This window comes from Halomonas chromatireducens (genome assembly GCF_001545155.1).
Lineage (GTDB): Bacteria > Pseudomonadota > Gammaproteobacteria > Pseudomonadales > Halomonadaceae > Halomonas > Halomonas chromatireducens.
In genome coordinates this window covers 2,134,132-2,149,452 of the sequence record NZ_CP014226.1, presented here as the reverse complement: position 1 = coordinate 2,149,452, position 15,321 = coordinate 2,134,132, and the positions used below count along the sequence as shown (strand labels likewise).

Sequence of the window (15,321 nt, the reverse complement as noted above, 5' to 3'; positions counted from 1 at the left end):
AGTTACCGAGGGTCTTTATAATGGATTATCAAACAGCTTCCTTGCGTCGCAACTGGTTAGGCATTGTTGTATCTGCCACCATGCTCGGTTTGCCGCTCGTCGCCCTTGCTGACGTTACGTTCGAGTACTCGGCCCCCGCCATCGAGCCGGAACAGGCCTCCGGGTACACTGAAAAGCCCGGCTGGGCAACCGAGCGCTTCGCGGTTGCGGCGGCGAATCCGCTCGCCACCGACGCCGGCTATCAGGTTCTCCGGGCCGGTGGTTCGGCGGTGGATGCCGCCATTGCCGTACAAATGGTGCTGACACTGGTCGAGCCCCAGTCCAGCGGCATCGGGGGTGGCGCTTTCCTGATGCATTACGATGGCAGTGACGTGACGGCCTTTGACGGGCGTGAAACGGCTCCCCGGGCCGCCAGCGAGTCGCTGTTTCTCAATGGGGATGGTGAGCCGCTCGAGTTCATGGATGCCGCCGCAAGCGGGCTTTCGGTGGGTGTGCCCGGCACCGTGCGCATGCTGGAGCTGGCCCACGATGAGCACGGCAAGCTGCCCTGGGCAGAACTGTTCGCCCCCGCCATCACCCTCGCCGAGGAGGGGTTTGCTGTCAGTCATCGGCTGCACACCAGCCTTGCCGGGGAAGAACGGCTGCGTGACGATGCCCGGGGCGGTGCCTTTTACTACACCGAGGATGGTGAGCCGCTCGCGGAAGGACACAAGCTGAAGAATCCTGCACTGGCTGCCATCCTGCGCGAGATTGCCGAACACGGCAGCAAGGCGATGCATACCGGCAGTATTGCCGAGGACCTGGTCCATCGGGTCCAGGGTCACCCGGATCGTCCCGGCGCCATCAGTCTCGAGGACATGGCGACCTATGTCGCCTTGCAGCGAGATCCCCTCTGCACCGACTGGAAAGCCTATCGTGTCTGCGGCTTTCCGCCTCCGTCGTCGGGCCACCTGACCATCATGCAGATACTCGGCACCATGGAGCATCTGCCGGAACTGGAGGCGCCCGTGGAAGAAGGCCAGCCGAGCGTCGAATGGTGGCATCGCTTCCTCGAGGCTTCGCGGCTTGCCTTTGCCGATCGCGGCAAGTATATCGCCGATCCGGATTTCGTCGATCCCCCGGGAGGAAGCTGGAGCACCATGCTCGAACCCGACTATCTCGCCCTTCGCGCCGAAAGCATCGAAGAGCAGAGCATGGGCCCCGATGGCGCCCGGCCGGGCAGGCCTGGCAAGCTTGAAACCTCCTGGGCAGTGCAGCCGAACCAGCCGGAATATGGCACCAGCCACATCAGCATCATCGACGAGGAGGGCAATGGCCTGGCCATGACCACCACCATAGAGGCGGCATTCGGCTCACGCATGCTCGCCGATGGCGGCACTGGCCTGCCGGGTGGCTATCTGCTAAACAACGAGCTGACGGATTTCTCCTTCCGTCCCCTGGATGCCGACGGCACGCCGATTGCCAACCGGGTGGAAGCCGGCAAGCGGCCGCGCTCGAGCATGAGCCCGACCCTGGTCTTCGATCGGGAAAGTGACGAGTTGATTGCGAGCCTGGGGTCACCGGGTGGAGCGGCGATTATCCACTACACCGCCAAGGCGCTGGTGGCAATGCTCGACTGGGGATTGAACGCCCAGGAAGCGCTGGAGCTTCCCCACGCCATTACCCTGGGTGGGCCGGCCTTCTTCGAGGAGGGGCGCTTCGATGCGTCCGTATTGGAGGCGCTGAATGAGCGTGGCCATGAAGCCAGCGAGCGAGAGCTGACAAGCGGCCTGCAGGCGATCATGAAAACCGAGGAAGGCTTCTTCGGCGGTGCCGATCCACGGCGTGAAGGCGTGGTTATGGGAGATTGAGGCATGGGAGATTGAGGCTCATCGCCGCAACCAGTTGCGCAGCTTGACCAGCAGCAGGGCGCCATCACCGAGTTCACGGCGGTCCCGCATCAGTTCAGTAAGGCGGTCCGGGTAGTCCGTGATGATGGCGTCAACGCCGAGGTCAATCAGCTGCGACATGCGGGCCCGGTCATTGACCGTCCAGGCATGTACCTCGTAGCCCAGCTCGCGGGCCAGGCGTATCTCGTTTTCGGTAATGCGGTTATGCCGCAGGCCCAGCGCATCGAAGCCACGCCGCTCCAGAGTGCCCGGCATGACCAGCTGGGCAAGGAGGGTAACGCGCAGCTCGGGTTCTCGCTCCTTGACCATCTGAACGACGCCCGGCGACATTACCGCGACGCGGGTTTCGGCTATCACATCGGGATTCCCGCAGCGGGTCGCAGATTGTGCCGGCGAGAGCATGTCGAGGCACTGCTCTCTAGCCATCGCTTCTCGCCGAATCGATTCCAGTACCGCCTCGACCAGCGCGAGCTCGCCGCCCGGGTCGGGCTTCATGTCGATCATCAGGGCGCTGCGCCCTCTCACTGTCTCCAGCGCCTCATCCAAGGTAGGGATGTGCTCTCCGACGAAAGCGTCACCAAACCAACTGCCCACATCGAAAGCCTGCAGTTCATCCAGCGTCAGATCGCGGACATTGCGGGGATCGCCGGCAAGTCTCTGCAGGCTGCGGTCGTGATAGACCACCACCTCCCCATCGGCCGACAGTCTCACATCGATCTCGACATAGTCGGCACGGTCCACTATCGCCTGCTCGACAGCCGCCAGCGTGTTCTCCGGAGCGGCCATGGAACTCCCGCGGTGAGCGATATTGGTCACGTCATCGCGCAGTTCGAAACTATTCACGATCCACCAGGCCTGGGCCAGGGCGAAGATCACGACCCCAAGCTCAACGCCCCATGCCAGGCGGCCAGGGTGGGCATCCGGCGGCGGTGCGGCAGGCCGGGGCTCGCGGTGAGCCAGTCGCAGATAGAGGCAGGCGGACAGCAGTGCGTTGGCGGCGATACCGATGAAGGTGATAGCCAACGTCACCAGCACATAGCCGGTCAGATAGGCCAGCATGGCTGGAATAAGCACCGCATTTCGCTCAGGCAACCACCAGAGCATGGGGGTGAAGATGCGATCGAAGATCCAGGTGGCGATGAAGGGAAGGGCAATGATCACCAGCAGCAGCCCCAGTACCACCATTGCCACCCGTCCCTTGCTGCCCCGCGTCAGGTCGCGGCTGCGTTTCAGTGCGGCCAGGGGGGTGGCCTGCTCCAGGGTGACGATGGGCAGCGCCAGAATCCAGCGGAAATAGAGAGTCGACGCCACATAGGCCCAGGCCAAGACCAGCGGTGTGGCAGCGGCCAGGTATTGCCAGTAGGCAGGGGGGCGCACCCTGAGTACGTAATAGGGGTCCATCCCGCCGACGATCAGGTCATAGAGCCAGCCGAGCAGCAGTGCTACAGGCAGCATCAACAGCAGGTGAGCCCCGACCTGCACCACCACCAGCCCGATCAGCGCCGGCGCCCGGTGCAGGGTCTGCCACAGGGCAATGAAAGCGAGCTGGTAGTGGTTATCGCGTCGGCGAACCGCTACCAGAATCATCCCCGCCTGCTGCAGGAAAAGCACCACGAACACCATGCCAATCGCCGCCAGTGCCCAGAGCAACCCGGCAGGCGTGAGCAGCAAGCCCATCAGCTCGGCGTTGGTGATCACCGGTTGGCTGATACGGCCCAACAGGCTGGTCAAGGCCCATGCAGCGGACGGCAGCAGCAGGCTCGAAGCGAGCAGGGTGAAGAACAGGTGGTACGCCACCAGAGGGCGCAGATGCTCTCGCAGGCTGCGCAGCACGTCTATTGCCAGCGATGAGGGAGTCAGCACGATTGCGAGTCGTTGGGATTCATGATGTTAGAGTGGCATTGAAGAAGTGGAGAAGGCAAGAGCGATGGTAGCGATAATCGCTGGCGTTGCAGCCTCCGCCAAGGCGCCTACCGGCGCCAGTCGCGATGGGGACTCGGAGCGCCGAACCGAGCGCTCCAACAGAACCCCAAACCCTGCGTTGTAGGTGCAGCCTCACCCCTCCAGCGGCAAACGCGCTTCGGCGACGACGATGCCGTTGTTGTCGGCGTACAGCCACTGGCCGGGCTTGAGGGTGACGCCGGCGAAGGTGACGGGTACGTCCCGCTGCCCTTCGCCGCGCTTGTCGCTCTTGCGCGGATGGGTGCCGAGGGCCTGCACCCCCAGGTCGGTTTCTGCCAGTACGTCGACATCGCGTACGCAGCCGTACATCACCACGCCGGACCAGCCATTGTCGACCGCCTGCTCGGCCAGCATGTCACCCAGCATGGCGCAGCGATGCGAGCCACCGGCATCCACGACCAGCACCGCACCGTTACCGCCTTCGGCAACCGCTTCCTTGACCAGCGAATTGTCTTCAAAGCATTTCACGGTGCGTACCGGTCCGCAGAACGCCTCGCGGCCGCCGAAGTTGACGAAGATCGGGTCGAGTACCTTCACTTCGGGGTGGGCGTCGCAGATGTCTGGCGTGATGATGGCGCTCATGCAGGGCTCCTTGCCTGGAGAAATGGAGTGATCACATGATGATGCCACAGTTCCTGCGATGTCTCCGTCGTCGTTTCGTCGGAGCTATCATCTAGATACAACGACGCCGGGCGAGGCCCGGCGTCATGTGTGGTGAGAGGGAGAGAGTCGCTAGAAGCTGAAACCCACCGAGGCGGTGAAGGTGTCGATAGTGTAGTCGCTATCGAAGTCGTAGCGCTCGTACTCGGCCCGTAGCATGACCGGGTTGAAGTTGAACTGAGCGCCGACCCCGTAGACCGGGTCGAAGCCGTCATTGTCCTGCAGCTCGAGGCTGGCATCGCCAAGATTGCCCTCGACAGTCGTTTCCCAGTTGGCGACTCCAACCTTGGCATAAGGGCTGAACCAGGGCGTCACCGGGAACTGGCCGACCAGGTTGGCACCGTAGGCGGTGGACTCCAGATCGGTACTGGCGCCGTCCTGGCCGCGCAGTCGCACCCTGCCGAGGTCAGCATAGAAGACTTCCGCCGCCAGGAAGCGATTGATCTGATAGCCGGCGAAGCCCTTCCAGACGTTGCCGTCATCGTCGATGCTGAAGTTGCGACCTCCGCTTTCGATGAAGTTGTCGACCTCGTCACGGTCGTTTTCCAGTGAGCTGAAGCCGGTGCCCAGGCCGAGATAGGCATACGGTTGATGCGGGGGGGTGGCGAGTGCGGCGTTGGCGGCAAGCAGAGCGGTAGAGGCGAGCGAAGCAGTCAGGAGTTGTTTTTTCGACATTTGTTTCTCCTTGATGTCCCTTTGCCTTGATATCCTTGGCTTTTTTTCGTTGTGAAGCCATTTGCTCATCAATACGGATGCGTTCAGGCAGTGCAGAACGTTACCCAATCACAGAGCTATGACTTGCTATCACATCTTTAACCTAGTCTCGGAGTCTTGCCGTCACAAGCTGACTTGCGTTACGAAAGTTTGCAGTCGTTGCCTTTGGCATGTCTCGAACGAACACGCATAAAAAAGCGCCCCAATAAGGGGCGCTTTGGTCATCGGCTCCGGCCTTCACCCTTGGGTGGGGCCATCGATGTTGCGAGCATCGGAGTCGAAATAATGCTTCCGGGGTCGTAGTTTATCAGGCTTCCTGAGCTACGGGAATCACATTCGAGGCCGCTTTCTGATACTCCTCGATTTCATGGAAGTTCATGTAACGATAGATCTCGCCGGCCATGGCGTCGAACTCGCCCATGTAACGCTGGTACTCTTCGACGGTCGGCAGGCGGCCTTCCACAGCGGCAACCGCAGCCAGTTCCGCAGACGCCAGATAGACGTTGGCACCATCGCCCAGGCGGTTGGGGAAGTTGCGGGTCGAAGTGGAAACCACGGTGCTCTTGGCGGCAACCCGGGCCTGGTTGCCCATGCACAGCGAACAGCCCGGCATTTCCATGCGCGCACCGGCGCGGCCGTAGATTCCGTAATACCCTTCCTCGGTCAGCTGATGCTGGTCCATCTTGGTCGGCGGTGCCAGCCACAGGCGGGTCTTGAGGCTGCCGGCCGGCTGCTTCTCGAGCAGCTTGCCCGCGGCGCGGAAGTGGCCGATGTTAGTCATGCACGAACCGATGAACACTTCGTCGATCGTCTCGCCGGCCACTTCGGAAAGCAGGCGGGCATCGTCCGGGTCGTTCGGCGCACAGAGGATCGGCTCCTTGATCTCGTCCAGATCGATCTCGATGACCTCGGCGTACTCGGCATCCTTGTCGGCGCGCATCAGGCTCGGGTTGGCCAGCCACTCTTCCATCGCCGCGATGCGGCGGCCGATGGTGCGTTCTTCGCCATAACCGTTGCTGATCATCCACTTCAGCAGGGTGATGTTTGACTTCAGGTACTCGGCGACGCTCTCCTCACTCAGGGTGATGGTGCAGCCGGCGGCAGAGCGCTCTGCGGAGGCATCGGAAAGCTCGAAGGCCTGCTCGACGGTGAGGTCGTCAAGGCCTTCGATTTCCAGCACGCGGCCGGAGAAGGCGTTCTTCTTGCCGGCCTTGGCCACGGTCAGCAGGCCATTCTTGATCCCGTAGTAGGGAATGGCGTGGACCAGGTCACGTAGGGTGACGCCGGGCTGCCGCTTGCCCTTGAAGCGAACCAGCACCGATTCCGGCATGTCCAGCGGCATCACGCCGGTGGCGGCGGCGAAGGCCACCAGGCCGGAGCCCGCCGGGAAGGAGATGCCCATCGGGAAGCGGGTGTGGGAATCGCCGCCGGTGCCCACGGTGTCGGGCAGCAGCATGCGGTTCAGCCAGCTGTGGATGATGCCGTCGCCGGGACGCAGCGAGACGCCGCCACGGTTCATGATGAAGTCAGGCAGGGTGTGGTGGGTATCCACGTCCACCGGCTTGGGATAGGCGGCGGTGTGGCAAAAGGACTGCATCACCAGGTCGGCCTGGAAGCCCAGGCAGGCCAGGTCCTTGAGCTCGTCGCGCGTCATCGGGCCGGTGGTGTCCTGGGAGCCCACGGTGGTCATCTTCGGCTCGCAGTACATACCCGGGCGGACGCCGTCCATGCCGCAGGCCTTGCCGACCATCTTCTGGGCCAGGGTAAACCCCTTGCCGGTGTCGACGGGCTGCTCGGGCAGGCGGAAGACATCGGAGGGAGCCAGGCCCAGCGACTCGCGCGCCTTGCCGGTCAGGCCACGGCCGATGATCAGCGGAATGCGGCCACCGGCACGCACTTCGTCGAGGATCAGCTGGGTCTTGAGTTCGAAGGTGGTGACGAGCTCGTCAGTGCCGTGCTTGCACACCTTGCCTTCATAGGGGTAGACGTCGATGACGTCGCCCATTTCCATGTTGGCAACGTCCATCTCGATGGGCAGGGCGCCGGAATCTTCCATGGTGTTGAAGAAGATCGGGGCGATCTTGCCGCCGAAGCAGAAGCCGCCGGCCCGCTTGTTGGGCACATTGGGAATATCGTCGCCGAAGAACCACAGCACCGAGTTGGTGGCGGACTTGCGCGATGAGCCGGTTCCCACCACGTCGCCCACGTAGGCGACCGGGAAACCCTTGGCCTTCACTTCCTCGATCTGCTGCAGCGGACCGGTAGTGCCGGGCACTTCGGGCTTGATCCCTTCGCGCTCGTTCTTGAGCATGGCATTGGCATGCAGCGGAATGTCGGGGCGCGACCAGGCGTCCGGAGCGGGGGAGAGGTCGTCGGTGTTGGTCTCGCCGGGCACCTTGAACACGGTCAGGGTGATCTTCTCGGCCGGGGCGGGCTTGGAGAGGAACCACTCGGCCTCGGCCCAGGACTGCATGACGTCCTTGGCCACGGCATTGCCGGCGCGGGCACGCTCTTCCACGTCGTGGAAGGCGTCGAACATCAGCAGGGTGTGCTTGAGCTGTTCGCCGGTTTCCTTGGCCAGTTCGGCGTCGTCGAGCAATTCCACGAGGGAGACGATGTTATAGCCACCCTGCATGGTTCCCAGCAGCTTGACGGCATGCACCTTGTCGATCAGCGGAGAGCTGGCCTCGCCCTTGGCGATGGCGGTCAGGAAGCCGGCCTTGACGTAGGCTGCCTCGTCCACGCCCGGGGGAACGCGGTTGGTCAGCAGATCGAGCACGAACTCCTCTTCGCCGGCGGGCGGGCTCTTCAGCAGTTCGACCAGGGCGGCGACTTGCTCGGCGTTGAGAGGCTTCGGTGGGACGCCCTCGGCGGCGCGTTCCTCGACATGTTGGCGATAGGCTTCAAGCACGTTGGGGCCCTCTTCTATAGTGGTGGCCAAAGCAAGCCGATGCACGATCAGCAGCGGCGAAATGACGGCTCTGGCTAGTGAAACAACCGGGTCACTGGGTGCGGCGATTCTACGCCAAACTGTCGACAATGTTAAGGCGACCCCCTTGGCGGCCGCCTTGAACTTTGGTCGGCGCAATGTTCGTGCAGCTACAAATTAGGTAGCATGAAGTGTCGTCGACAGGTGCCTGTCGCACGCGAGCGCGTTACCATGGCAGCGAATAAATACGGGTACAGACCAAGGTGGAAGCGCCATGGCTGGCAGCATCACATCGCCCTGTGTAGGGCTCTGTTCCACCACGCTTGGCGATCCGGTCTGTCGGGGCTGCCAGCGCGGCGATGACGAGATCCTCGAGTGGTTTGGCCTTTCCGGTGACCAGCGTGCAGCACGCATGGCCGAGCTGGATGCCCTGCGAGAGAGCGTGGCCGGTCGCTTCCTGAAGGTGATCGATGCCGATTGCCTCGAAGCGCAGCTGCGGCGATACCGGATCCGCTTCAGGCCCGAGCAGCCGGCGCTCTCGCGAGCGGTGGAACTGCTGCGGGTGGGGCGCACCCGCATCCAGGCACTGCGACGCTATGGGCTGGAGCCGAGTGAAGCGGCCCTCGGCCTGGATGTTGCTGAACTACATGCACGGCTCAGCCAGGCGCTGAATGAGGCCGCCGAACGCCGCACTCTGGAAACTAGCGATGCACCACCGAGCTATCGACTGCGTCACACCCCAGTTCATGCCATGCCCGAGACTCTTGCCGAGACTGTACCCAGGACTATGCCCAGGACTATGCCCGAAACCATGCCCGAGATAGCGGAAGTGCCAAGTGACGAGTCACTGTTGCCACCGGACCTGCTGGATTTCCTCAACTGCGCGACACCCGATGGCTGGATCGCCTGGGCGCTCGAGAATCCCGAGCTGCTGTTGATCGATCATGCACAGTGTGAAAAGAAGGCAGCCTCGACGGCAATGAGTCTTCTCTATCGTTACGTCAACGAACCGTTGCTGCTGACCAAGATGTCGCAGCTTGCCCGGGAGGAGCTGCTGCACTTCGAGCAGGTAGTGAAACTGATGGAGAGTCGGGGTATCGTCTATCGGCATCTCAGCGCTTCCCGCTATGCGGAAGGGCTACGCCAGCACATTGACGCTCAAGAACCAGCGAGGCTGGTCGATATTCTGATTATTGGTGCCTTTATCGAGGCACGCAGCTGTGAACGGTTTGCTCGACTGATTCCGCACCTGGACCTCGAGCTTGCCAAGTTCTACCGCACTCTGGTTAAGTCGGAAGGTCGTCATTACGAGGATTATCTAATGTTGGCGCGGCATCTCGCTCCAGGACCCATCGACGACCGGGTTGCCTTTTTCGCCGAACGCGAAGCAGAGCTGATAGTCACGCCGGACAAGGCGTTTCGTTTTCATAGTGGTGTGCCGGGCTGAGGCCACCGCTTTCGCCATGCAGGGTTCCCAACATGCAGGACGCTCCACAAGACGTTCATAATAACGAATGGGATCAGCTAGCGCTGTTTGGACAGTTTTCACTGACACTGGGCGATGACGTCCTGACTCAGTTCAGTTACGACAAGGTCAAGGCGCTACTGGTCTATCTGCTGCTGCACCAGCAACCCGTCAACCGGGCCAGCCTGGCCGAGTTGCTGTGGCCCGACCAGGGCCTCTCTTCAGGGCGCACCAACCTGCGCCATGCCCTGCATTGCTTGCGACAGTCGCTGGGCGAAGAGGCAGAGCGGGTGCTGGTGGTATCCCGCCAGACCATTGCCTTCCGACTTCCCGAGAGCTGGCATTTCGATCTGCACGAACTTCAGCAGCTCCTCGATGGACCCAAGGATATCGCAACCCTGGAACGGCTGCTTCAACGGTACCGCGGCGACCTGGTCGAGGAACTGCAGCTGCCTTCCTGCACCGAATTCCAGCGTTGGCTGGTTCAGCTACGCAACGAATGGCGCCAGCGGGTGATCCGTTTTGCCGAGGCCATACTCGAGGGCAACGACGAGATTCCCGACCACCTGCTGCAGGCCCTGGTCAGCCGCTTCTCCGGCTATGGCCCCTTCCACGAACGCCTGGTGCGCCAGCTTGCTGAACAGGGCCAGCTGGCGGCCGCCCACGAACAGTACAGCGCCTACCTGCAGCTGCTGGCCCTCTCCGGTCAGCAGCCCGAGCCCGGCTTCCTGCAGCTGGCACGCTACTGGTCCGATGGCAATCCCGACCTTCACGGCCTCTCTTCCCAGGGCGCCTTCTCGCGCACCCTGGCGGCCGGCAGCTCGCCGCTAAGGGAAGACGAAATCGAGCAGCGCCAGCTCTCGGTCATGGCCATTCGCCTGCGTGTGAAAGGTGAATTCTCGGCCCGGGACGAGACCCGGGCCTGCCTGGCGCTGCAGATCGAGCTGATGCGCTGGCTCGAGCAGCAGTGTCATCACCTGGGCGGATTCTGGCTGCCCGGTGCCACCGGTGGCCTGGGCCTGGCCTGCTTCGGCACCCACGGCCCGGCCCACCAGCTGGCCGAACTGGTTGCCCTGTATGAACACTGTCGCCGGGTGCTGCCCGACGAAATCGCGCGTCACTGGAGCGGCGCGGACGATGCGCCGCGTATCGAACTTGCCGCCGGCCTAAACAGCGGCCGCGTGGTCTATCTGCCCGAGCGGCAACTGGTCGACCCGCTGGGGCAGGTAACCCAGAACGCTCTCGAGCTGATGACCGCTGCGGAAGGCAGCGAACTGGTTATCTCCCAGGAGGCCAGCCAGCACATGCCGCCGGCACTGGACCTGCAGCCGCGTCTCTCCTCGCGACTGGTGGCGAGTGACGGCCGCGTACGCCTGCGCGCCCTGGTGCTGGGCCACAACGAAGGCGGGCGCGATGCCATGCCGCCCAGCCTGGTCGGTCGCGAAACGCCGCTGCGCACTCTGCGTGACGCCCTTGCCCGTGCCGGCATTGGCCTGCGCCAGAGTGTGCTGGTACGAGGCGCCTCGGGCATGGGCAAGTCGGCGCTGATGGTGGGTTTCCGTCAGCTGGAGCTGAGCCGCGATGCGGCGATCTGCTGGCAGCCCACCACGCGCCTCTCGGTGCTGGAACCCTACGGCGTGGCAAGAGCCCTGCTGCGCTGGCGCCTTGATGGCGAACTCACCGTCGAGACATTGGCGGAGCTGCTCGAGGAGCACGCCGACCTGGCCCTTGGCAGCCACCAGCTGAGCCTCCTGGAAGAGGCGCTTGGGGTACGCGAAACCCCCGAAGTGGCGCAGCTCGCCAAGAGCGGCGAGGCAGCGGACCTTGTCGTTGCCATACTGTGCCGTGTCATCGAGAAGCATGCCCTCGAGCGCACCCAGGTGCTGATGATCGATGACCTGCAGTGGCTCGACGAACCCTCTTTCCGCGTGCTGGCCGGCCTTCAGGCGCGGCTGCCAATCAACTGCGCCTTCCTGCTCGTGGCCAGCCACCACGGCCGCGAGGCCTTGCCCACACGATTGCACTGGGACCAGCAGGTCACCCTTGGCCACCTCGATGCCATGCAGTCGTCGCGCCTGCTCTCGCAGCTGGCACGACGTTACCGCCTGCACCTCAGTCCGCGCCTGCGCGGACAGATCATCGAGCGCTGCGATGGTGTGCCGCTCTACATGCAGGAGATCTGTCGTCGCCTGGAGATCGACCGCCGGGAAGGGCGCAGCGTCCATCTCGACGAACTGCCGCGTGGCCTGCTGGGGCTGCTGGCAGGGCGCATCGACCAGCTCGACGGCGACCGGGAAGTCGCCCATGTGGCTGCCGTGCTTGGCCGTCGCTTCCGCCTGGACTTCCTGGCCGAATGCAGCGGTTGGGAAATGCCGCAGCTGAATCGTGCCCTGGAGCAGATGCGTCGCCTGGAGATCATTGAATCCGCCGGCGGCGAGGGCGGCTGTCGGGAATACCAGTTCAGCCATCAGCTGCTTCAGGAAGCCGCCTACCTCTCCTGTCCGCGGGACGTTCGCGTGCGTATCCACCGTCAGGTAGTGAGCCTGATCGAAGAGCGCTTCCCCATGTGGATCGGCCGGCACCCGGGCGATTTCGCCACCCACCTGCGCCGCAGCGGCCACTACGCCCGCGGTGCACGTTACTTCGAACTGGCGGCCCGTGAAGCGCTCAAGGTCAGCGCCAACCGCACGGCCCTGAAAATGGCCGACTTCGGCCTTGCCAGCCTGCGCCACGTCGAGGAGCAGGCCGAGCGAGAGGTCAGTCTGCTCACCGTGCGTGGCCAGGCCGCTTTCGCCCTGGAAGGGCACGGTTCGCCCACCGCTCACGAAAGCTTCGTCCGCGCTCGCGAACTGCTGGTTCAGTGTGAAGGTTGCAGTGCCGACGACACCGAAGATCTTGAGCAGGCCTTCCTGGTCAAATGGGGCCTCTGGGTTGGCTGCAGTCAGCGCCACGCGCATGCCGATGCCTTCTCCCTGGCCGCCAGCCTGGCCTCCATTGCCAGCCGGCTGGAAGACCCGCGCTACCACCGCCTGGCCGACTATGCGCGCGCCAACTGCGAATACTGGGCCGGGCGTGTCAGCCAGGCCTACGACCATCTCGATGAAATCGCGCCCCTCGAACAGCCGATGATGATCGAGTGGCTACCGTTCTCGGAACACCCTCAGGTAGCTGCCGCCTGCTTCCAGGGCTGGGCGATCTGCCTGCGCGGCGACTATCGTCGTGCCGAACAGCAGGTCGAATCGGCCATTCGCCTGGCCGAGCGAATCGGCCACCCCGGCTCGCTGGCCATGGCACTGCTGTTTGCCGCCGCGCTCTACCGTCAGCTTGGCCATGTGCATCTGGCCGCTCAACGCGCCGAGCAGGCAGTGACACTGACCGAGACCCCGGATCTTCACCTCTGGCAGGTGTCGGCACAGGGCGTGCTGGGCTGGCGTCGGGCGCTATCCGGCGACCGCGACGGCCTGCGAATCATGGACGGCGCCCAGGAGGAATTTGGTGAAATCACCGGCCGTGACCGCTATCACCGACCCAACCTCTGGTACAGCGATGCCTGCATTGCCCTCGACGAGCTGGCAAGCGCAGAAGACTATCTCGACCAGTGTCTGCTCATCGCCCGCGAGCGAAGCACCCTGTTCGTGCCCGAGCTGGCGGTTCAGCTGGCCCGCGTCCGTCATCTCCTGGCGCGTCCGCAGGCCGAGATTCGCCTGCTGGTGGAGCAAGCGCTGGAATTTGCCCGCCTTCACGACAACCGGCATCAGGAACTCTGCGCCCTGGAAGCCTGGCTGACCCTGGTCGACGCCCGTGACGAAGCAGCCCGCGAACTTTTCCGTGAACTGCTGAACAACGTCACCCACAGTGACGCCCCGGTACTGGTACGCTGGCGCACCCTGCTCGACCGTCGCCTGCCTCAAGCGGAGAACGCCGAATCACAGCTATAGGAGCTCTCGGTTCGGCGCTCCGGCTCCGCATCGCGACTGGCGTCGTCAGGCGCCTGGCGTTTCCAGCGTGGCATGAAGAANGATAGCCCGTTCCACGATTCGCCATGCAGCGGCTTTGTCGATACTCATCGCTAGTGTGCCAAAGTGCGAGCCCCAGGCGCTGCTTAGGTTGGCACAGCGGGTGTCGAGGAAGGTATCGGTTACCTCCTGGCTGCCGTAGCGCATCAATTCCGCTGCCTGCACTACGCGTGCTACGGCCTCGGTCATGGGGCGTGCCAAGAACTCATCCAGCAGTGCTTCGTTGACGAGTTTCCGTGTGTACTGCACCAATCCATCGAAGCGCTCGTCCTGGCCGGCCAGTGGTGCCAGCTCATCAAACAGAGCGTCGATGCTACGAGAGTCCTTGAGCATGGCGCGGCGAACGTCCATGCACATCATATTGGCTGTGCCTTCCCATACGCTGTTGAGCGGCGCCTCGCGATACAGGCGAGCCATGGGATTTTCCTCGATGAAGCCGTTGCCGCCATGGCACTGCAGCGCTTCGTTGGCGATTGCCGGCGCCCGAGAGCAGTTGAAGTACTTCGCTGCCGGCGTAGCGATTCTAGCCAACATCCTCTCGTGCTCGTTGTGCTCCAGCTGGTCGGTAGCCTTGGCTACGCGCAGCGCCATCAGCGTCGCGGCTTCAACTTCAACTGCCATGTCTGCCAGTACATTGGTCATCATGGGTCGAGCTGCGATGCTGGTGCCAAACGCACTACGCGTGGTGGTGTGCTGCAAAGCCAGAGTCAGGGCCTGTCGCATCAACCCCGCAGAGCCCACCGCGAAATCGAGCCGTGTCAGGTGAGCGTGTGAGAGAATTTCGCGGATTCCCTTGCCCTCCTCACCGACTCGAATTGCCAGCGTGCCCGCATACTCCACTTCGCTGGAGGCGTTAGAGCGGTTGCCGGCCTTGTCTTTCAGCCGCTGGATATAGAAGCGGTTATGGCTACCGTCGGGGAGCGTGCGGGGCAGGAAGAAGCAGGTGACCTCGTCGCCCACCTTGCCGAGGGTGAAGAAACCGTCCGACTGCGGTACGGAGCAGAACCATTTGTGCCCGGTCAGCTCGTACCAATGCGCCGTTGCTCCATGGTAATGGGAAGATTCGACAAACCGGGCGGTGGTTTGCGTCTCGCGCAGATCGGATCCACCTTGCTTTTCGGTCATGGCGTAACCGATGACCACCGAGGGCTTCTCGGCCACTTCCCGGCGGCTGAACTCATATTCGGTGCCCTTGGCTTTTTCAGCCCAGATAGCCAGCGCGGGTTCGCTTTGGAAACCGGCAACGGCCGCATAGGCCATGCCGGTAGGGCAGGCAGTTCCGTGTTCCACTTGATTCCACAGGTAGGAGAGTGCCGCTCGGGCGAAGTGGCTGCCGGGTGCATTGCTGCGCCAGGCCAAGTTCGGTACTTCGTGCTTCCAGGCGAGTGCCATCAACTCGTGCCAACTGGGATGAAACTCCACCCAGTCGATGCGGTTTCCGAAGCGGTCGTGGGTTTTGAGCTCCGGGAGGTGACGATTGGCGAGTCGTGCCAGTTCCTGCACGGTGTCGTCTCCGGCCACGGCGCCCAAGGTTTCGCAATGGGTCTGAGCCCAAGGCGCCTCACGGGCAATGGCAGCGCTGAGTACGGTGTCGCCAGTGAAAGCATTGAAGCCGCAGGCGGGTTTGGCCTGGTTGCGTACCACATGGGTGTTATAGCGGCTGGAAGGGGAGCCGGCGGATGCCAT

8 protein-coding genes and 1 pseudogene are annotated in these 15,321 nt (G+C 63.1%); 4 read left to right on the top strand and 5 right to left on the bottom strand.

The window, feature by feature from the left end; genetic code table 11:
• Positions 1-20: 20 nt before the first annotated feature.
• Positions 21-1,850: a gamma-glutamyltransferase gene (gene ggt / locus LOKO_RS09910; RefSeq protein ID WP_083517537.1), complete on the top strand. Its 1,830-nt coding sequence runs from the start codon at positions 21-23 to the stop codon at positions 1,848-1,850.
• 18 nt (positions 1,851-1,868) lie between these two features.
• Here ggt and LOKO_RS09905 read toward each other — a convergent pair whose 3' ends face one another.
• The 4 genes from LOKO_RS09905 to acnB all read right to left on the bottom strand — a co-directional run bounded on the left by LOKO_RS09905 (position 1,869) and on the right by acnB (position 8,136).
• Positions 1,869-3,752 carry a glycerophosphodiester phosphodiesterase family protein gene (locus LOKO_RS09905; protein ID WP_201025310.1) on the bottom strand — a complete coding sequence of 628 codons (1,884 nt, stop codon included), beginning with the start codon at positions 3,750-3,752 and terminating at the stop codon, positions 1,869-1,871.
• A 192-nt stretch (positions 3,753-3,944) separates the two neighbouring features.
• Positions 3,945-4,433 (bottom strand): ribonuclease E activity regulator RraA, encoded by a 489-nt coding sequence (rraA, locus tag LOKO_RS09900; RefSeq protein ID WP_066448398.1) that lies wholly within the window; start codon positions 4,431-4,433, stop codon positions 3,945-3,947.
• Between the two features lie 150 nt (positions 4,434-4,583).
• Positions 4,584-5,186, bottom strand: a complete 603-nt coding sequence (locus LOKO_RS09895) for a porin family protein (RefSeq protein WP_066448395.1) — start codon at positions 5,184-5,186, stop codon at positions 4,584-4,586.
• Positions 5,187-5,532: 346 nt separating this feature from the next.
• Entirely contained in the window at positions 5,533-8,136 is a 2,604-nt protein-coding gene (acnB, locus tag LOKO_RS09890; RefSeq protein ID WP_066448391.1) for a bifunctional aconitate hydratase 2/2-methylisocitrate dehydratase, read from the bottom strand.
• A gap of 292 nt (positions 8,137-8,428) precedes the next feature.
• Here acnB and LOKO_RS20175 point away from each other — a divergent pair.
• From LOKO_RS20175 to LOKO_RS09880, 3 genes and pseudogenes are all read left to right on the top strand, one after another.
• Positions 8,429-8,572: pseudogene (locus tag LOKO_RS20175) on the top strand (DUF1289 domain-containing protein); the annotation flags it as partial.
• 393 nt (positions 8,573-8,965) lie between these two features.
• Positions 8,966-9,601, top strand: coding sequence for a MiaE family protein (locus tag LOKO_RS19880; protein ID WP_066452310.1), 636 nt, complete (start codon positions 8,966-8,968; stop codon positions 9,599-9,601).
• Positions 9,602-9,633: 32 nt separating this feature from the next.
• Positions 9,634-13,557 carry an ATP-binding protein gene (locus tag LOKO_RS09880; RefSeq protein ID WP_066448390.1) on the top strand — a complete coding sequence of 1,308 codons (3,924 nt, stop codon included), beginning with the start codon at positions 9,634-9,636 and terminating at the stop codon, positions 13,555-13,557.
• Between the two features lie 45 nt (positions 13,558-13,602).
• On the opposite strand, the gene LOKO_RS09875 is transcribed toward LOKO_RS09880, so the two are convergent.
• Entirely contained in the window at positions 13,603-15,321 is a 1,719-nt protein-coding gene (locus LOKO_RS09875; protein ID WP_470303294.1) for an acyl-CoA dehydrogenase family protein, read from the bottom strand.